The organism is Paraflavitalea soli (assembly GCF_003555545.1).
In the GTDB taxonomy this organism is placed as follows: Bacteria; Bacteroidota; Bacteroidia; order Chitinophagales; family Chitinophagaceae; genus Paraflavitalea; species Paraflavitalea soli.
Genome location: NZ_CP032157.1, coordinates 5,195,833 through 5,215,468 on the forward strand (window position 1 = coordinate 5,195,833; position 19,636 = coordinate 5,215,468).

Consider the following 19,636-nt stretch of genomic DNA (forward strand, 5'->3'; position numbering starts at 1 on the left):
ATACCGATCGGTATATTTGCATCATGAAGTTCACGCCACGATCAGAAGAGACCCGCCGGTTCATTATAGAGACCACTGCCGGCATCTTTAATACCAAGGGGTATGCGGGCACTTCTATGTCGGACCTTACGGAGGCAACCAAGCTTACCAAGGGGAGTATTTATGGCAATTTTGAAAATAAAGAGGAAGTAGCACTGGCGGTGTTTGATCACAATATAGCCTGCAGGGACAAGATAATAGCAGAACAACTGAGCAAGGCTACGACCAATAAAGAAAAGCTGCTATTACAGGCCACCATCTTTGGCAGTGCGCAAAACCATAAGTTCCCGAAAGGAGGATGTCCCATTCTGAATGCAGGGACAGAGGCGGATGATACGTTTGAACCATTGAGAAAGAAAGTAAACAAAGCGATCATAGATTGGAAAAAGGACCTGGAGGCCATCATTAACCAGGGCATTGCAGCCAGGGAATTCAGGAAGGATACGCAGGCGGAAAAAACAGCGCTGGCTATCATGGCCCTGATCGAAGGAGGCATATTGCTGGGCAAATCGACCCAAAAAGCCAATTACCTGGATACGGTACTGGAATCAGTAAAAGACCTGATCAATAATATAAGCACTGCCTAATACCCTTTTTTTTGCACCATCATATACCGATCGGTATATAAACAATATAAACACTATAAAAAAATTAAACAATGAAACTCATCAACAACACAGTATTGATCACGGGCGGAACTGCCGGTATCGGGTTGGCAATAGCCAAACAACTTACAGCAAGCGGCAATCATGTTATCATTACCGGCCGGAATAAAGAGCGCCTGCAAAAGGCGGTGGCCCAATTGAAAAATGTAACGGGCATCGTATCGGATGTAGCCAGTGAACAGGATGTAAACGACCTGGTAACCAGGCTGCAGAAAGATTTTCCCCAACTCAACATCGTGATCAATAATGCGGGCCGTGCCCATCTTTACTCATTGTCTGAAAATGGTGTGGGTGCTTATGATAAAGCAGCCGACGAGTTACACACCAATTACCTTTCAGTGATCAGGCTTAACGAGAAGTTACTGTCGCTGCTGCAAAAGCAACCCGAAGCGGCCATCGTCAATGTATCTTCTATCGTGACCTTTGCCCCCAATCACGTGATCTCTTCTTATAGCGCCAGCAAGGCAGCGCTGCACTCTTATTCCCAGTCATTGCGAATTGCCCTGGCAAAGACATCGAAAGTAAAAGTATTTGAACTGATGCCTCCACTGGTGGATACTGAATTTTCAGAAGGCATTGGCGGCAGCAAGGGAATACCTCCTTCAGCCGTGGCGGATGCGCTGGTAAGTGCACTTCAAAAAGATGAATATGAAATTCATGTAGGCGGTACTGCCGATCTCTATAAACTCTTCCTGTCATCCCCTGCCGAGGCTCTGCAGGTTATGAATGCATAGGAAAAAGAAGCTGACGAAAACGAAGGAAGCCGTCTGTTATCAAATCTAACAGGCGGCTTTGTGCTGCAAAAAACGCCTATATTTAGGTATGCGAACACTCATCCTTTTACTGTTCATAAGCTGCAGTCTTTCCACCTTTGCACAAACATTAAGAGTAGCTGTAGCCGGTATAGCCCACGGGCATTCTACCTGGATACTTAACTATAAAGACAAAGAGAGCATACAACTGGCAGGCGTGTATGATAAAGATACTGCGCTGGCCAACCGCTATGCCAAAAAGTATGGTTTCTCGCCTTCCATCATCTATCCGGACCTTGGTAAGATGCTGGATGCCGTAAAGCCGCAGGCAGTACTGGCATTTGGTTCTATCTATAGTCACCTGGAAGTAGTAGAGGCCTGTGCACCCCGGGGCATACATGTGATGGTAGAGAAACCCCTGGCAGTAAGTGTGGCACATGCCCGCAAGATGGATTCCCTGGCACGGAAATACCATATCTACCTGCTCACCAATTATGAAACGAGCTGGTATCCTTCGGTAGCGAAAACCTTTCAACTGGCATTGGACAGCAATTATACGGGGCAGATCCGCAAGGCAGTTATCCATGACGGACATCAGGGGCCCAAAGAAATAGGCTGCAGTCCGGAGTTCCTGGCCTGGCTTACAGACCCTGTATTGAATGGCGGTGGCGCGCTGGTTGACTTTGGCTGCTATGGCGCCAACCTGATGACCCACCTTATGAAGGGGCAGCAACCCATAGCAGTAACGGCTGTTACGCGTCAATACAAACCACTGATCTATCCCAAAGTAGATGATGACGCTACGATCATTGTAGATTATCCGGATGCACAATGCATTATCCAGGCTTCCTGGAACTGGCCTTATAACCGTAAAGACATGGAAGTATATGGCGAGAGGGGATACATTTTTGCACCCGACAGCAAAACGCTGGTGCTAAGGCAAGGCAATACGGTAACCAATCGACGGGTGACTGCAGATGACATTGCGGTATATGAAGACCCTTTTAAATACCTGGCAGCTGTGGTACAGGGAAAAATACAGGTAACACCGGATGGGCTTTATGCATTGCCCAATAATCTTATAGTGGTAAAAATCCTGGAAGCCGCAAAAGAATCGGCCCGGACAGGAAAGAAAGTTATACTACGGTAAAACGCTCTGCTTAATCAGATCTTACCGAAGAAGCCCAACATTTCACCATTTGTAAGGGTAACAGTTTCAGTACCACCTACTTTATAGAGGGTGCAATTGAACTGCATTTTTACTTTTACGTAATAAGTGCCGGCGAGATCGGTTCCATCATCCACGCTCACTACTTTAAAACTGCTGCCAGCCGGCTGGCCCAAGGTAGGATGGGATGAGCTCCAGTTATTCCCTTGCTTGTCGGTCCAGTAAATGACGAAACCATCCCCGTTATCAAAGGGCCTGTCTATAGGAGCAGGAGCCGCAAAAGGCTGTGTGCCTACTGTGAAAAAAGCTTTGAACTGCGCATCGGTAGCGTTATAATAGCCATGCTTTATTCCTGTTTCAACGCCAAACGTAGTATACCCGGCAGGAAGGGTAGTTCCTGAATAGTTAATGCCAGCGCCAATAATGACATCATCTACTCCAGCGAGGCTAAAACCAGCTTCATAATCATTGGTAGCGGTTACTGTCTCCATATAATTGACACCAGCAATAGTCGCCTTATAATAAGGATCGCCCGGGGCCGGATTACCGCCAACAGGATTTACAACAATTACGAAGTTGCAGGTAACACCGCCAATATTCAAGGGGAAAGTTGTATTTTCTGCTGTGGTTGGTGTACCAGTGGCCTGCAAGGTAATGACCTGATTGCCGGTGGCAGCAAAAGTGCCCGATCCGCTAAATGACAGGCCATTCACTGTCCCTGTATTGTAACTCCAGGTTCCGGCCTTACTTACATCCACGGTTACTATTACAAAATCAGTGGCCGCTACGGCGGTACCGACTACAAACGTGCCTGTTGTCATGGCATCAGAACAATTACCCCCGGTAGGCACCAGGGTAAAAACGGAAGTACCGCCAGATCCTGCTCCGCCACCGTTGCCAGACTCAAATGATTTATCTTTTTGACAACTGATCAGTACAAGCAGGGAAAATAGGGTAACATTAAGCACGAAGAACCTAGGGAAAATGGATTTTACTGACATACCTGGGTGGTTTATTAGATAAAAATAGGGATAAAATCGAATTGTTGTCTAATGCTTACTTTTGACGTCCCGGGGTAAATGCCCCTTTCCCGACATGCACCTATTAACAGTATCCGGCATTGCTAAAAAAGACGAAAGAGGCTTTGAGCTTAAAAATATCCATTTCAACCAGGAGAAATTGCAAAAGATAGCCATTGCCGGAGAAACAGGCTCAGGCAAAAGCACTTTATTGAAGATCATCGCCGGCCTGGTAGAATCGGATGCAGGCGAGGTATTGTTTGAGGGGAAAAAGATACTAGGCCCTGCTGATAAGCTGATACCCGGGCAACCTGGCATTGTTTATCTGTCGCAGCATTTTGAATTGCCAAATAACTTGCGGGTGGAGCAGGTACTGGAATATGCCAATCTCTTATCGGATGAAGCAGCTGCCCATTTGTATGAAGTATGCCAGATCAACCACCTGCTTAAAAGAAGGACAAACCAGTTATCCGGTGGAGAAAAGCAACGGATTGCCCTGGCCAAATTACTCATCACCTCACCCAGGCTCTTGTTGCTCGATGAGCCTTTTTCCAATACGGATATGGTGCATAAGAAGCTGCTCAAATCCATTATCCGGGATATAGGCGCCAGACTAAAGATCACCTGCATCATGATTTCCCATGATCCTCTGGATATACTCTCCTGGGCCGATCAAATTCTGGTCATGAAAGATGGGCAGGTTATTCAACAGGGGTCGCCCCAACAAATATACCAGCAACCCATCAATGAATACGTTGCCGGCCTTTTTGGGACGTACAACCTATTGAGCCAATCAGTAACCAAATTATCGGCTGGCACAACTACATCTGTCAAGCATAATAAGAAAGTTTTCCTTCGTCCGGAAGATATATCGCTTTCAACGAAAGCAGGAGAAGGCCTGGAAACTACCGTAAAAGAGATACTTTTCTACGGCAGTTATTATGAGGCTGTTGTACAAGCAGGAAAAAATAAAATAACGGTGAGAATACCAAGCCCAACGCTTAGCAAAGGGGATACGGTATATCTCCATTTCCCCGGTGACATTAGCTGGTCTATCTAAGCAGGTCAGTTAACTACAGCTATTTCTTCCCGTCCTTTTTCTTTATGAGGGCTGCTACTTCATTCAACAGCAAGGGGAATGCACCTTCAGGCATATTGCCATGGCCAAAACCATCCAATTCATAGAGCCTGGTATCTTTATTCCCGGCCAACTTCATCATGCGGTTTAAGTAAGCATTTTCTTCATACCTGCCTAACAACTCCATTTCTCGGTCGCCGGTGATCAGTAACATGGGTGGCGCATCGGCCCTTACATGGTAAAGTGGTGCATATTGATCAATAGTTGGCTGGGTATCTTTAATACCTTGTTCTTTACGGACTGTGAAGTGGGTGATCGCCTGCCCGCTAAAAGGAATGATGCCCGCAATGCTGTTCGCATCAATATTGTATTTCTTTAAATACTTCTTATCCAGTGTGATCATCATGTCGAGGTAGCCTCCGGCAGAATGGCCGGATAAAAAGATCAGACCCGTGCTGCCACCATAATGACCAATGTGCTGAAACACCCAGGCTACGGCTGCCGCTGCATCTTCTATATAAGCAGGCGCCGGGGCTTTCGGCGAGAAGCGGTACTCTACGGATACAATGGCATACCCTTTATCCATTAATGCTTTGGGTATCGACTTATTGCCACCGGTAAAGCCACCTCCATGAAACCAAACAATGGTAGCATAGTTAGTGGCGCCTTTGGGGTAGTAGATATCCAATGTGCATTGTGAACCTATATAGGTATCTCTTTTATTGACGGAATCGGCATAGTAACGAATATCCTTTTCTGTAACATAAGCTTGCTGGGCCTGCGCATAGAGGATGCCTGTCATCAAAAGGAGGAGGATCAACTTTTTCATAGCCGGAAAGGTAGGAAATACCCATCATTACAACTGTCTTTATCGATACAAATTACCATTGAGGTATTTTAATCCTGAATCAACAATCAGGGTAACGATCTTTTTTCCAGGCCCGATGATCCGGGCCCTTTGGATGGCTGCCCATACATTGGCTCCTGAAGTGGTGCCGCCGAATATACCTTCCTGTCTGGCCAGTTTCCTGGCAGTATCAATTGCATCCTCGTCTGTTACCTGCATTATTTCATCAGCCAGGTCCAGCCGGCAGATGGCGGGCACAAACCCGCTTCCGATGCCTTCCAGCCTATGCGATCCTGATATACTGCCACCGGAAAGTGCCCGGACATTGAATGGCTCAATAGCAATACACCGGCAATGAGGTAGGGCTGTTTTGAATACTTCTGCATTACCGGAAAAACTTCCCCCGGTACCCACACCTGTTATAAATTCATCAATCTGATTATCAAGAGTAGCCATGATCTCTTTCGCCATAGCATGGTAGGCGTTCCTGTTGTCCACGTTATTAAACTGGTTGCACCAGAAGGTGTTGGGTGCCTTGCTTAATTCCCGGGCCCTTGCGACCATCATATCGATAAGTTTGGCAGTTATTTTACCATCTTCACTGGTAATCAGTTCCAGGTGGGCCCCAAATGCCCGCATGGTCTGCAGCTTTTCTTCAGAAAAAGCGTTGGACGATACAAAGTGGGCCTGGTATCCTTTGCTGGCACATACCATGGCCAAAGAACCGCCCGTGCTTCCTCCTGTATATTCCACCACCCTTCCGCCGGGTTTGAGCTCGCCTCTTTGTTCAGCGCCTTCAATCATTGAAAGGGCCATACGATCTTTCATGCTGCCGGTGGGGTTGGCACCTTCATATTTAACGTAGATGTCGGCACAGCCTGGTTCAGACAGCCGTTCTAATTTGATCAGGGGCGTATTTCCTATTGCTTTCATGGTTAATCTGGTTTAGCAGTCAATAAAAAAGGGTGTATCATATTTTGATACACCCTATACTAAAAATACGTATTCTTTAGAAACTATATCGGAATCCTATCTGGATCTGGTAGGGATCGCCGGAAGGCGTTACAACACCTGCGGTGTTTACACCGTAATTAAAGCGCTGATTGGCTTTGTCAAATCCTTTGCTGTTGAACAATGCCTGTGTGCCGAGTGTCTTGTAAGCTCCTTCCCCTTTTTTGAGGAGGTTGGCCACGTTGAAGATATCGGCAGAAATTTCAATACCATGTTGCTTGTTCTTTGTCAAGGCTATTTTCTTGCTTACACGAAGATCGAAGATGCCATAGAAACCATTGACACCACCATTCCTTTCAGCGATCTTACCGGAATATTTGGTGATATAATCTTTAATGCTTTGGCTGGCAGCCGGATTATCCAAAATGGCCTGTAATCCTTTGGCCACATCAGCTGAGGTCCCAGCTCCTTTAATATCAAAAATATAGGCCAGGTCATTTTGTCCTGCTACGAAATCGGCGTTGCTGTTCACACCAGAAAGCAGGCTGTACCGGGTGCCACCAATTCCTGAATAACGAATGCCTGCACTGATGCCCCAGAAGGTGGGAGAAGTAGCATAGAATACTATCTTATGACGGAATTGGTTATCAGAATAAGTCATCTTGCTTACACCTCTCGGGTCATCTTTCACCGGCAGGGATAAAGTAGAGGAGTTGGCCACGTTACCGTTGAAGGAGATATTGTCTTTCGCATCATTCCAGGTATAACTTAAAGAGACTTCACCATCCCTAAAGTACTGCCAGGATACATCTGCTACTACCGCAAACTGGTTTACCTTTCCATCACTGTTCAGTTCCAATGCCCTTCCCAATTTATTACTGATACGACCCTGCTGCCAATCACCTGCACCACTGGCGGGCATCGATTCCAATGGAACAAATACACCCCGGTTGTCTTCGGCGGTCAATTTGAAATAAGGTGTTTTAGACATGTTCCGGTCAACATACAGGTAGTTATTCCTGCCTAGTGTCATGTAACCTGTTACGCCCACTTTCAACTTCTCGGTAATGAAGCGGGTGTAAGAGATATTTGCCTTGTATACAACAGGAACCTTAACATCCGGTCCATTGGTATTGATGGTAGGTACCTGAAAAGCCGCCAATGTAGGTGTTGAGGCTGGATTATTGCGATAGCCGATAAAATCGGGCACAGGTATATTCGGGCTTCTCACATCAACCGTACCCAGGTGCTTACCATCGAAGGTGAGGTTGTTGATGACCATATAGTTATTGAGGTCAGACGCAAATACTCCACCACCTATCCGGACATAATCGGTATGTTTTTCCTCTACATCCCAGGTCAACTGAAAGCGGGGCTGCACAATAAAGGATTGCAGTTTGTTGTCAGTATGAAGTCCCAGTTCGTCATAGACCAGTTGATTGAAAGGAGAAGTAGGATAATGGGCATAATCCATACGGAGTCCGAGTGTTACCTCTACACCTTTGGCCAGTTTGGTTTGCAATTGACCGTATAAGCCGATGTTGAAAATATTTGAGGTCACACTTGGATCTTCCATTAAGGGCACTTCCCTGAAATAACGGTAGGGCTTATTGGCAAGGAAGTTCTGGATACTGTCGTAATGGAAACGACCATTTACTTCACTACCGTATTTAGAACGGGAATGTGTGTACATGAAGTCTGCCCCAAAAGTATACCTGATCGCATCGGTATTATAATACAGGTTATTGACCAGTTGGAATACATTGTTCTTAAACCATTCCTGCGCAAAACGGTGACCGCCTATTTGCACATTGGTAGTACGATTGGCGCCTCCAATATTAGATAACACCCGCTCAACAATAGCTCTTGGAATATTGGCGCCTGGCAAGGCGTCGCCTGGTTCACTCCTTTGGGAAGTGTACAGATGCTGCACCTTCAGTTCGTTGGTCAATTTTGAATTGATCGATGAACGGAGGGTAGCCAGGAAGCTATTATCGAAGTTGAAATCATTACCGGTAGATTCGTATAAATTGATGGCGGTATTATCTACCAGACCCAACTTGTTGACATCGTTGGTAAGGTTGTTACGGATGGTCAATAAATTCTTCCTGTTGATCTGCCAGTCCAGACGCATGAAGGCGGCATCTGAATTACGCTTTTTATCGAATGATCCATACTGGGGCTGGGTTTTGGAAACACCATATTTGTCTCTTGCTATTTTCACCACAGAATCAAGCATTACCTTGGTTATATTGAACCTGTTCTCATCCACAGGAGTTTGGATATCGGCGATCACCAGGGAGCGCAAATCCTGTTGGTGATCCCAGGCTAAAAAGAAATGCAGCTTGTCTTTAATGATCGGTCCACCCAGTGAAAAACCGTATTGATAGGTAGAATAGTCGTTGCTTCTTTTGTTGCCCCGGATATCGTATGGGCTGGCGAGCCAATCGGCCCGGCCATAACCAAATACGGAACCAGTGAGGGTATTAGTACCTGATTTGGTAACTGCACTCACGGTACCACCGCCACTGCGGCCATAGGTTACATCGTATTGATTGGTCACCACTTTAAATTCCCGCACTGCCTCAATGGATATGCTATAGGGAGCGCCGCTCCGGCTGGTAGTGGCTCCTGCTGAAGTGGGGTTCTTGGCATTCATACCATCAATGGTAAAGTTGGTGGAAGAGCCTAGCTGACCAGAGATATTGCTACCCCTGCTCAAGGGAGAAAGATCCATCAGGCTGGAAAAGTTTCTTCCGTTGATGGGCATCCGGGTCATTAATCTGGAAGAAACGGCGGTAGCGGCGCCCAGGTTTTCGATCTTTCCTTTTGTGCGATTGTTGGTAGCAGTAACAGTCACAGCTGTGATTTCTTTGGCGGTATTCTGCAGTGCAAAATTCACGGTGACCACGTCACCCTGGCTAAGGTTGAATCCCGGCCTTTTTTGCTCTGCAAAGCCTACAAAGGTGACCTGTACATAATAAGGACCTCCTAAAGGAAGCTCTTTGAATACATAATCTCCTTTGGCATTGGTAGCTGTGGTAGCTGTAAAACCTGTGGATTCATTTTTCACGATAACACTGGCTTTGGCCAGTGGATTATTCTCGGTATCGGTAATCTTACCGATGAAAGAGGCTTGGGTAGTTTGAGCGTGGACAGTCCCAGTACCTACAATGAAGCATAGCACTAATGTACATACAAATAGTAGTTGTTTTGGCATTTTCCCGTATTTGTGACAAAACTACCAGTGAAGTATTTCCTTAATATTAAATTAGGAGCAGTGGATATGAAGAAATTGTGAAGCGGGACTGCCTTCTTTTCTGACATATTTCAACCCGGCATACAACGCCTGCCGAAAAAATTCTGTCTTAGGAACTGGATCAAATAATTCGTTGATACTTACCTCGTAATTAACATTTTGTTGCATAATAGGGACGTGCCGGATTGGTGGGAATATTACGAAAAAACAGTATCTTCAAAATGTACGGCCCTTGTCTGAACAAAAAGCGGGGGAATCAGTTATTCTGGACAATGGAAAAAAAACTATTAATCATGAAAAATGGCCTTTGGGTTTTATTAATGCTCTTTGCTGTGCCGGTGTTTGCCCAAAAAACGGTGTACGAGGATTTTCAGAAGATCACAACGCTTGATCAGGCGCAAAAATACATCGATGCGCATCCTGAGTTGAAGCCTACCATCCTTAAGTTATCAGCTGGTAGAGATTCTTCCCTGATTGAAAAGCGTTTATTGCGTCAAAAGAAAGGGGATGTATTTTCTGTGGGATATGTTACTTATAAAGTGGTTGAAGCAACCGAATCGGTACAATACCGGGCGCAGTATATTTTCCTGGATGGAGGATCCTTAACCCCTTCACAGGTAGATAGCCTGAAAAAGGTAATTGTTCAAAAGGCTAATTCCGGCGTTTCATTTGATAAGTTGTCTGATGAATATACGATGGATGGTAATACTACCAAAGGTGATACAGATTGGTTTTTTGGTGAGCTGATGTTCCCCAAAGAACTTCAGGATGCAGTGGCCAAGAATGCTAAAGGAGCGATCTTCTTTGTGGATGTATCGGAGAAAGGCTGGCACTACATCGTTAAGAAGACTTATGATGACGCGGTGAAGAAAGATATTGTGGTGTTGCGGGCCAATGGAAGATAAGTGTTGCCAGTTATAAATTATCAGGCATCTTCTGAACGGGAGATGCCTTTTTCTTAAGCAGTAGTCTATCCATCTATTTGTACAGGCTCCGTTTTTACTTTCCGATACAGAACTTACTAAAGATATAATCCAACTGATCTTCGGTAGTGATCTCACCAGTGATCTCGCCCAGGTAATGCAGGCACCTACGTATGTCCAGCGCCAGCAGATCACCGGGAATATTGTTATCAAGACCTGCATGAATATCCTGTAGTGATTTTAGAACTTCCTGCAGCGCATGGTAATGACGGGCATTGGTGACAACGGTATCCTCGGTTTGGAACTTACCCTGCAGCACCATATCTACCAGGCGCTCTTTGAGTACTTCCACATGCTCATTTTCTTTGGCAGCAATAAACAAGATAGTAGCCCGGGCATCGAAGGAATTCCGGATAAGGTCATTGGCCAGGTCGCTTTTATTGCCTACCAACAGGTATTTGATCTGCTGACGGTCAAGGTCATGTTTTACGGCTTCCAGTTCGGGTATAGTGGTGCTGTTCACATCAAACAAATAGATCACTACATCGGCCTGCTTCATTTTGGCCAGGCTTCTTTCCACACCAATACTCTCTATGATATCACTGGTGTGTTCGCGTATACCAGCAGTATCTACCAGCCTGAACAGGATGCCATCTATGTTTAATATCTCTTCAATGGTATCGCGGGTGGTGCCGGCAATATCGCTTACAATGGCGCGGTTCTCATTGAGGAGGGCGTTTAGCAAAGTGGACTTCCCTGCATTGGGTTTTCCTACAATGGCTACCTGCACCCCATTTTTGATCACATTGCCCAGCTTAAAGGAATGCAGCAGGCGTTCTACAGCCTCCCGGGCTTCCCGGATGAGGGCATAAAACCTGGTACGGTCGGCAAACTCTACATCCTCTTGGGAAAAGTCCAGTTCCAGCTCTATCAGGGCTGAGAATGACAATAGCTGATCTCGCAATTGCTTTAGTACTTCCGAAAACCCACCCCGAATATTGTGCAGGGCGGCTTTGCGCGATGCTTCGGTATTACTGGCAATCAGGTCGGCCACGGCTTCTGCCTGGGTAAGGTCCAGCTTGCCCTGCAAAAAAGCACGCTGGGTAAATTCCCCTGGTTTGGCCAGCCGGGCGCCCAGGTGCACGCAGGCTTGGATCACCTGTTGCTGGACATAGGGAGAGCCATGACAGGATATTTCAATCACATCCTCCCCGGTATAGGAACGTGGACCTTTGAACAGGGACACAACCACCTCATCCAACACTTTTGGCCCTTCTTTCAGGTAACCTACATGCAGGGTATGGGAAGCTTGCTGCAGCAGGTCTTTGGAAGGGAATAGCTGGTTGATGATCTCAAACGACCGGCTTCCGCTGATCCTGATCACCCCAATAGCGCCAATACCCGGCGGTGTGGCCAGGGCCACAATCGTATCGTCCCATCCCAAAAGCTTTGCTGCCATATTGTATTCATTTAAGGAATATGTCCATCCATATCCAAAAGCAGCACAAAAGTAACATACCTTACCTGAAACACAACAGCCGGTCAAATTGACCGGCTGTTTATATAACGACTGTCCAAAACTACTAATCGTCACCCAGTTTGAAGACAATTGGCTGGCGCTTGTATGATTTCACACGGCGGCCATTTTGGATGGCGGGCTCCCAGGTGCCACTCTTTTTGATCACTCTAATAGCAGCATCCCATAGCTCTTTGGGGCCGGCAACGGCTTCTACGTTACTTACATTGCCCAATGTGTCTACAATGAACATGATCTCTACCTTTCCTTGTATTTCATTGTCAATGGCATCCTGAGGATAATTGTTGGCCAGGTTCTTATTGAGGAACCTTGCCCAGGCCGGTGGACCACCAGGATATTTGGATTCAATTTCCACCTTGGTAAAGAGGCCACCATAATCAGTATCATCTTTCTTTTTAATAATCTCCGTCACTCCTTTACCGGCATCATCGTTGGGAGGCGCTGTAACACCTTCATCTTTTACACCATCTAAATTGGCTGTTCCGATCTTTACATCCTCCAGGTCAGCTACGGCAGGTGGTTTCTCCTCAGGCTTCACTTGTTCATCCGGGACAATTTTCATCTGGGTGAATTGTTTGGTTTCCACCTGTTGAGGGGGAGGTTGCTTGAGTGGTGGTGGTGGCTCCACTTTTTCTTCCTGATCTATGAGCTTTAGCTCATTGTCGGGAATGATGATCTCTTTGGCGATTTGCTCTTTGTCATTACCATTGGCAAATAGATAGCCGCCAAGCAGTAAGAGCAGGACAGACAACATAACAGTAATGGATAGTAATAAACGGCGTTTGTATGACTTACGTAGTTCGTAAGCGCCGTAAGATTTATTCCGCCCCTCGAAGATGATATCGAGGATGTCGGCAGATAGGATGTTTGAAATCTCCATGGCAATAATTTTTAATTGAGATGCCATATAAAATGGTTTCCACAGATCTTTATTTTTTTGTGAGTCTTATGCATTATGCGATGTGATGCATCACCGTCGCCTGTGCATGACTATCGCAACAACTGTTCATATCTGTTACTATTTGTGAATTCATTTATAGGATTGAGCCGAAGGAGTATTGCCGTTCACATACAAGCATAAAAAAATCCCCTCCGAAACCGGAGGGGATCTTGTAATTATTTGAGGACGGTATTAACCTTCTGTTTCCAGACGGAATACGATGGGCTGCTTTTTGTAAGATTTCACCTGACGACCGTTTTGAACGGCGGGTGTCCATTTACCACTCTTCTTGATTACCCGTACCGCTTCGGAACGTAATTCTTCGGGACCGCTGATCGCTTCAACATCACTCACATTACCTTCTTTGTCCACAATGAACTGGATCACTACAGTACCTTGAATTTCGTTGTCGATAGCATCCTGCGGGTAACGCAGCGTTTTGTTGAGGTAACGCTGCCAGGCCGCAGAACCGCCCGGGTATTCAGATTCGATTTCTACTTTGGTAAACGTCTTATCCCAGTCTTCTTCTACTTTCTTGGGAGCTTCTACCACACCTTTACCGGCATCTTCAACAGGAGGAGCTACGATACCTTCATCTTTCACACCTTCCTGGTTTACAGTACCGATCTTGGTTTCCTCCAGTTTTTCAACTTCTGGTGGTTTTTCTTCTTCCTTCACCTCTTCATCTTTTACGATCTTGGGAGGGGTGAATTTAGCCATTTCCACTTTAGGTGGTTCTGGTGGTTTTGGGGGAGGCGGTGGAGGGGGTTCTTCCTTCTTTTCTTCTTGTTTGATCTCCTCCAGCTGCACGTCCTGCACCACCATGTCTTTTTTCTCGCCGTCTGTGTTGAACAGGTTAGATAAAATATAACCGCCAAACGACAGCACGATGATAGCCGCTGTTACGATAAGGGCCGTCATCAGCCGCTTATTGTAAGTTTTGCGCAGTTGATAAGCACCATATTCCTTATTTCTTCCTTCGAAGATAATATCAAGGACATCAGCGCTTAATATTTTATTGATTTCCATACATGTGCTTTGTTATAAGATGCATTGCAACTAAGATTCCATATGCCTGCCGGCAATAATTTTAACGATTACTTCCCGGAAGCCTTAACTAATTGAAGTTCAACGTCAAAAATATCAACCAAGGCATAGCGTTTTACCTCATTGATGGTCATTTCATCCAAAATATCCACCGTGTTTTTGTAGGTAGCATCAGGAGTTGGCTTGATCACCACCACGAAATCTTCCGGATTAGTGGATTTTTTCTTGTTGATGATGATATCCCTGATTTCCTTAAAACCGGTGTTTTTGAAGTTGCCGCCATCAGGAGCCAGTTCACCTTCATAATAGAAGATGGAATTGTCCTTGGCCAGAATAAGGGTCAAAGCGCCAGAGGCTTTTACCTTATTTTGATCTTCAGGTTTTTCTGTATCCTTGGGCAAAAACAGCCGCATAGCTGTTGGCTGACTCATCGTAGTGGTGAAGATAAAGAACGTGATGAGCAGGAATCCCAAATCCACCATCGGCGTTAAGTCAACGCGGGTAGAAAGCTTTTTCCCTTTCTTTACACCAGGCCCTTTTTTATGTCCCCCACCCGACGAGGTATCCATTTCTGCCATATCGCAAATTTTTAATAATTAAAACTAGGTTTACTCATCTGTCGCCTTACCACCGGAGGCCTGGTTCTTCTTGTACAATTCTGTACCAGGAGGAACGCCTTCGGGATCAGTGATCATGGAAAACTTAAATATCTCGTTCTTTTTCAGGGCGTCAATAACACCTTTGAAAGAAGGATATTTAGCGTCGTTATCACCCTTAACCAGCAGGGTCATTTTCTTACCCTGAAAAGCTGTAGCTGCTGCCCTTACCCATTCCACCATTTCATTGTTGGCGCTATCGACAGGGATACCTTCAGCTTTGTAGTTCTTGGCCTGGTCGGGGGTTAATCCAAGGTACGATTTTAACTTCGAAAATGGTACGCCTATAAAGGCTCCGGTGCGCCTGAAAGCTGCCTTTTCCTGGGCAGTCAGGGACAGGGCTTTTGACTGGTCAACCAGGTCAATCACTTCTGCCTTTTCATCAGGATTTTCATCCGCAACCGAAAAATATACCTTTCCTTCTTTATCCATAGTAACCAGCACCACATTCTTAGCTTCTACAGCCTTGGTAGACACAGACTTAGGTGTAGTCACCTGCAGCTGGTCCGGGGCTTTGAACTTGGTGGTGAGGATGAAGAACGACAGCAACAGGAAGGCCACGTCGCACATCGCCGTCATGTCTACAGAAGTACTTTTCCGCGGTACTTTAACTTTTGGCATGTTTTAAAATTTCAGTTTTCTAACAATGATTTGAGCGCGCATCACCACAATGAGATGCAGACCCTGCCAATTTCCATATTTACCTGTCGCAGCCTTGCCGGCTTTGCCTTTTAAACCTTAACCAGGCAATTCACCAAAACCTGGCCATGACGGATAAACTGGTCTTTTCCTTCACTATTTGTACAGTGAAGCAAAGCTTTGCGTTAAAGTAAAGCCAGACTCATCAATACCGTAAGTGATACCATCGATCTTAGTGGTAAAGATGTTGTAGAAGATAATGGCAAATGCAGATGTACCGATACCCAATGCCGTGTTGTACAGGGCTTCAGAGATACCGCGGGACAGTTCTGCTGCTGCTGCACCACCACCTTCTTCACCAAGCGCAGAGAATGAAGTGATCATACCCAATACCGTACCCAACAGACCCAACAGGGTAGCTACGGAGGCGATAGTAGACAGGAACACCAGGTTTTTTTCCAGCATAGGCAATTCCAAAGCTGTAGCTTCTTCCACTTCTTTCTGAATAGACAGTACTTTTTGTTCTGTATCCAGTTCAGTGTTAGAGATCATTTCTTTGTACTTGCGCAGACCAGCTTTCATTACATTGCCTACACTACCCTTTTGCTTGTCGCACTCAGAGATAGCCTGATCCACATTTTTATTAGCGAGGTGATATTGCACTTTGCGAATAAACTCAGCGATATTTCCGGTACCGGAAGCTTTGCTGATGGTCAGTAAACGTTCGATGATGAAGGTGAAAGCCGTGAGGAATGTGGCGATCAATAAAGGTACAATGATACCTCCCTCATACATCTTGATCAATCCTCCTTTAGGACCCTTATGGTGTGGCCAGAAACCACCACTTGCATCGGGTTGTGTAAAATTACCTGCAGCGCCCAGACCGAACCTCCAGATCAAATAACCTGCAAGAATACATACTACTGGTGCTACCCATGAAATAGCATTGCTACTTTTTTTTGGTTGAACAGATGTACTACTCTTCGCGGCGGGCGCAGTTGGTTTTGTTTCAGCCATGATTGTGTTTTTTTTAGTGTTTGAAAAAAATTAGTCTATCTGTAGTTTAAAAATTAGCTCACAATGCTAAGGAAAAATGCTTTTCCACAGGCGATTTTGATCAATAAAAATTTTTGACAGGGTTCACAAGATAAGGAATTTCCTAAACGGGAACGCTAAAAATAGGCGTTTTGATTGAATAAAACCGTCGCGAATGTAGAATTAATTTAAAAACAAAACATTCATTCAGAGTGCTTTTTAATGCTTTGCTAATCTGCCTGCACAAACCTTTTTGCTACCGGTTATCTTCAATACAAATCAAAAAGCCTACCCGCCCGAAGGGAGGTTTGGAACCTATCAATCAGCCTTAACTGTATACGGGTATCAGGCATCCGGAAACCTACCCAAACACCGCATATATGACCAGTGGTACTTTCCTCTCCTATCCTTTGAAACCCTTTTCCTTATCTTCATTCCATAAATAACATTTAACATGGAGAAAACCCCCAGTCTGAGAAGATCTATTTTTCTGATGGTGGTTGCCGGAACTTTGGTTACGTCCGTTTCTGCTCAAAACAGAAGACCGGTTACGACGCCTTCTGCGACCGACACCACTAAACCCCGTACAGCGCTTACACCCCCTGTTCCCCCCAAGCCAGGCCCTAAGCCCTACAAAGAAATCATAACCGATAAAGCCCTCAGCCGTCAAGGGCTCTTTACCGTTCATAAAGTAGAGGACAAATGGTATTTTGAAGTGGGCGACTCCCTCCTGGGCAGGGATGTACTGGTTGTAAACCGCATTTCCAAAGCACCTGCCGATACCCGTTCCGGTTTCTTCGGATATGCAGGTGATGAGATCAACGAGAACGTGATCCGCTTTGAAAAAGGCCCCAACAACAAGATCTTCCTCCGTAATATCTCTTTCTCGGTTTATGCAAAGGATTCTACGAAACCGATGTATAAATCTGTACAGAATTCCAATATTCAGCCCATTAGTGCCGCTTTTGATGTTAAAGCTTTCTCAAAGGACAGCACCGGTTCTGTGATAGATTTTACAGATTATATCTCCGGCGATAACGATATCTTCTTTTTCGCCCCCTTCTTTAAAACCGCTCTCCGCGTAGGCGGCTTACAACCCGATAAGTCTTATATCGTTGATATAAAGTCTTATCCTATCAATACGGAGATCAAAACGGTTAAGACCTATAGCAAAATGGCCGCGCCCTCCCCTATCCCTGGCTTAATGCCATCCGGACCTACGGGAAATGCCACTTTTGAACTTAACACCTCCATCGTACTGCTGCCCAAGGTTCCCATGCGCCCCAGATACTATGATGACAGAGTTGCTTATTTTACCACGGAATACACAGATTTTGATGCAGATCCACAGGGTGTTAAAGACATCAGCATGATCACCCGCTGGAAATTGGAGCCAAAACCGGCCGATCTGGAGAAATTCAAGCGCGGAGAACTGGTAGAGCCTCAAAAGCCTATCATCTATTATATTGACCCCGCTACCCCGGCAAAATGGGTTCCCTACCTTATTCAGGGTGTAAATGACTGGCAGAAAGCCTTCGAAAAAGCTGGCTTTAAGAATGCCATCATGGCTAAGGTAGCACCTACCAAAGCGGAAGACAGCACCTGGAGCCTGGAAGATGCCCGTTTCTCGGCTATGGTCTACAAACCTTCTGATATTCCCAATGCCAGCGGTCCTCACGTACATGATCCCCGCAGTGGTGAGATCCTGGAATCGCATATCAACTGGTACCACAATGTAATGCGCCTGCTGCGTGACTGGTACCTGATCCAGGCATCACCCAGCGATCCCCGTGCCCGTAAAGCTGAGTTTGACGACGAGTTAATGGGGCAACTGATCCGTTTCGTTTCTTCTCATGAAGTAGGCCATACGCTCGGATTACCGCATAATATGGGTTCATCTGCAGGTACACCTGTTGAGAAACTGCGTGACAAAGCCTGGGTGGAAGCCAATGGTCACACAGCTTCCATTATGGACTATGCCCGTTTCAACTATGTAGCCCAACCAGAAGACAAGATCGGCCCTGCAGGTCTCTACCCCCGTATCGGAGAATATGACCTGTTTTCCATTGAATGGGGTTACAGACCCATCCTCGATAAAGATGAAGAGGGCGAAAAGGCTGTTCTTAATGAATGGGCAAAGAACAACTACAACAATCCCCGTCTTCGTTTCATTCATCAGAATGGTATCGATCCCCGTGCTCAAACAGAGTCTCTGGGCGATAACAACATGAAAGCCAATGAATATGGCATCAAGAACCTGAAATGGATATTACCTAAATTACCAAGTTGGCTCAACGAGAAGGGTGAAAATTATGAGAACCTGAATGAAGTATACAATGAATTGATCGGTCAATTCAGCCGTTACCTGGGCCATGCCGCTACTTATGTGGGCGGTGTTTATACAGATGCTAAAACTACGGAACAGGCTGGTGATGTTTATACTGTGGTGCCTAAAGCCCTGCAGAAAGAGGCCATGGCCTTTATCCAGAAGAATTACTTCGAAACACCTACCTGGCTGCTGGATAAGAATATCCTGGATAAGATCTCTGCTCCTACCAGCGACCGCGTGAGCACGCTACAGGACGGATGGTTGGGCACTTTGCTGAGCACCAGCCGTATGCAACGTCTTATTTCTTCTGCCAACCGTGATGCGTCAGCTTATCGTCTCGACGAGTTCATGGAAGACCTGAAGAAAGGCATCTGGGGTGAACTGGCAACCCGCAAGCCGATCGATAACTTCCGCCGTAACCTGCAGAAGTCTTATGTTGAACGGCTGGGTGCTATTATTGCCCCTGCTCCTGCAGCCGGCGGTGGTAGCTTTGGCGGTATCATTATTTCTTTCGGTCCGGTAACTGACCCTAAGAAATCGGATATCGTGTCAGTAGCCAAAGGAATACTTCGCTCACTGAAAGCAGAAATTGCTGCTGCAGTACCTGCCTATACAGATAAAATGAGCCGGTATCACCTGCAGGATCTGAATGATCGTATCGGTAAAATACTCGATCCTAAATAAGTACCTGGATCAGGAATAAAAAAAGGGTGGGTTGCTATGAAAGCAGCCCACCCTTTTTTATTGATTAA

The 19,636-nt window shown here is 45.8% G+C and carries 16 protein-coding genes; 6 read left to right on the top strand and 10 right to left on the bottom strand.

The genetic code is table 11. The features are described from left to right. The first annotated feature begins 23 nt into the window (after positions 1-23). The 3 genes from D3H65_RS19345 (at position 24) to D3H65_RS19355 (ending at position 2,606) form a co-directional block, all read left to right on the top strand. Positions 24-626: a TetR/AcrR family transcriptional regulator gene (locus tag D3H65_RS19345; RefSeq protein ID WP_119051883.1), complete on the top strand. Its 603-nt coding sequence runs from the start codon at positions 24-26 to the stop codon at positions 624-626. Between the two features lie 71 nt (positions 627-697). Further along, complete coding sequence (locus D3H65_RS19350; protein WP_119051884.1) at positions 698-1,438, top strand: SDR family oxidoreductase; 741 nt, start codon at positions 698-700, stop codon at positions 1,436-1,438. Positions 1,439-1,526: 88 nt separating this feature from the next. Next, the gene (locus D3H65_RS19355) at positions 1,527-2,606 is read left to right on the top strand and encodes a Gfo/Idh/MocA family protein (protein WP_119051885.1); all 1,080 of its coding nucleotides are present in this window, start codon (positions 1,527-1,529) and stop codon (positions 2,604-2,606) included. A gap of 14 nt (positions 2,607-2,620) precedes the next feature. On the opposite strand, the gene D3H65_RS19360 is transcribed toward D3H65_RS19355, so the two are convergent. Further along, positions 2,621-3,625 carry a hypothetical protein gene (locus D3H65_RS19360; RefSeq protein WP_119051886.1) on the bottom strand — a complete coding sequence of 335 codons (1,005 nt, stop codon included), beginning with the start codon at positions 3,623-3,625 and terminating at the stop codon, positions 2,621-2,623. 94 nt (positions 3,626-3,719) lie between these two features. Between D3H65_RS19360 and D3H65_RS19365 the strand changes: the two genes are divergently transcribed. Then, positions 3,720-4,703 carry an ABC transporter ATP-binding protein gene (locus D3H65_RS19365; protein ID WP_119051887.1) on the top strand — a complete coding sequence of 328 codons (984 nt, stop codon included), beginning with the start codon at positions 3,720-3,722 and terminating at the stop codon, positions 4,701-4,703. Positions 4,704-4,722: 19 nt separating this feature from the next. On the opposite strand, the gene D3H65_RS19370 is transcribed toward D3H65_RS19365, so the two are convergent. From D3H65_RS19370 to D3H65_RS19380, 3 genes are all read right to left on the bottom strand, one after another. Beyond that, positions 4,723-5,550 (bottom strand): alpha/beta hydrolase, encoded by an 828-nt coding sequence (locus D3H65_RS19370; RefSeq protein ID WP_119051888.1) that lies wholly within the window; start codon positions 5,548-5,550, stop codon positions 4,723-4,725. Between the two features lie 39 nt (positions 5,551-5,589). Beyond that, positions 5,590-6,501 carry a PLP-dependent cysteine synthase family protein gene (locus tag D3H65_RS19375; RefSeq protein ID WP_119051889.1) on the bottom strand — a complete coding sequence of 304 codons (912 nt, stop codon included), beginning with the start codon at positions 6,499-6,501 and terminating at the stop codon, positions 5,590-5,592. A gap of 76 nt (positions 6,502-6,577) precedes the next feature. Beyond that, the gene (locus tag D3H65_RS19380) at positions 6,578-9,739 is read right to left on the bottom strand and encodes a TonB-dependent receptor (RefSeq protein ID WP_119051890.1); all 3,162 of its coding nucleotides are present in this window, start codon (positions 9,737-9,739) and stop codon (positions 6,578-6,580) included. 332 nt (positions 9,740-10,071) lie between these two features. Between D3H65_RS19380 and D3H65_RS19385 the strand changes: the two genes are divergently transcribed. Further along, the gene (locus D3H65_RS19385) at positions 10,072-10,683 is read left to right on the top strand and encodes a peptidylprolyl isomerase (RefSeq protein WP_162915726.1); all 612 of its coding nucleotides are present in this window, start codon (positions 10,072-10,074) and stop codon (positions 10,681-10,683) included. A gap of 94 nt (positions 10,684-10,777) precedes the next feature. Here the strand turns inward: D3H65_RS19385 and mnmE are convergent, their stop codons facing one another. From mnmE to D3H65_RS19415, 6 genes are all read right to left on the bottom strand, one after another. Continuing rightward, on the bottom strand, positions 10,778-12,160 hold the full coding sequence (mnmE, locus tag D3H65_RS19390; protein WP_119051892.1) for a tRNA uridine-5-carboxymethylaminomethyl(34) synthesis GTPase MnmE: 1,383 nt from the start codon (positions 12,158-12,160) through the stop codon (positions 10,778-10,780). Positions 12,161-12,284: 124 nt separating this feature from the next. Then, positions 12,285-13,118 (bottom strand): energy transducer TonB, encoded by an 834-nt coding sequence (locus D3H65_RS19395; RefSeq protein ID WP_119051893.1) that lies wholly within the window; start codon positions 13,116-13,118, stop codon positions 12,285-12,287. Positions 13,119-13,370: 252 nt separating this feature from the next. Further along, positions 13,371-14,207, bottom strand: coding sequence for an energy transducer TonB (locus D3H65_RS19400; protein ID WP_119051894.1), 837 nt, complete (start codon positions 14,205-14,207; stop codon positions 13,371-13,373). A 68-nt stretch (positions 14,208-14,275) separates the two neighbouring features. Then, positions 14,276-14,803 (bottom strand): ExbD/TolR family protein, encoded by a 528-nt coding sequence (locus tag D3H65_RS19405; RefSeq protein ID WP_119051895.1) that lies wholly within the window; start codon positions 14,801-14,803, stop codon positions 14,276-14,278. 30 nt (positions 14,804-14,833) lie between these two features. Beyond that, entirely contained in the window at positions 14,834-15,502 is a 669-nt protein-coding gene (locus D3H65_RS19410) for an ExbD/TolR family protein (RefSeq protein ID WP_119051896.1), read from the bottom strand. 174 nt (positions 15,503-15,676) lie between these two features. Beyond that, positions 15,677-16,537, bottom strand: coding sequence for a MotA/TolQ/ExbB proton channel family protein (locus tag D3H65_RS19415; protein WP_119051897.1), 861 nt, complete (start codon positions 16,535-16,537; stop codon positions 15,677-15,679). A 472-nt stretch (positions 16,538-17,009) separates the two neighbouring features. Here D3H65_RS19415 and D3H65_RS19420 point away from each other — a divergent pair, with 472 nt between their 5' ends. Further along, the gene (locus D3H65_RS19420) at positions 17,010-19,568 is read left to right on the top strand and encodes a zinc-dependent metalloprotease (RefSeq protein ID WP_245999537.1); all 2,559 of its coding nucleotides are present in this window, start codon (positions 17,010-17,012) and stop codon (positions 19,566-19,568) included. Positions 19,569-19,636 lie beyond the last annotated feature (68 nt).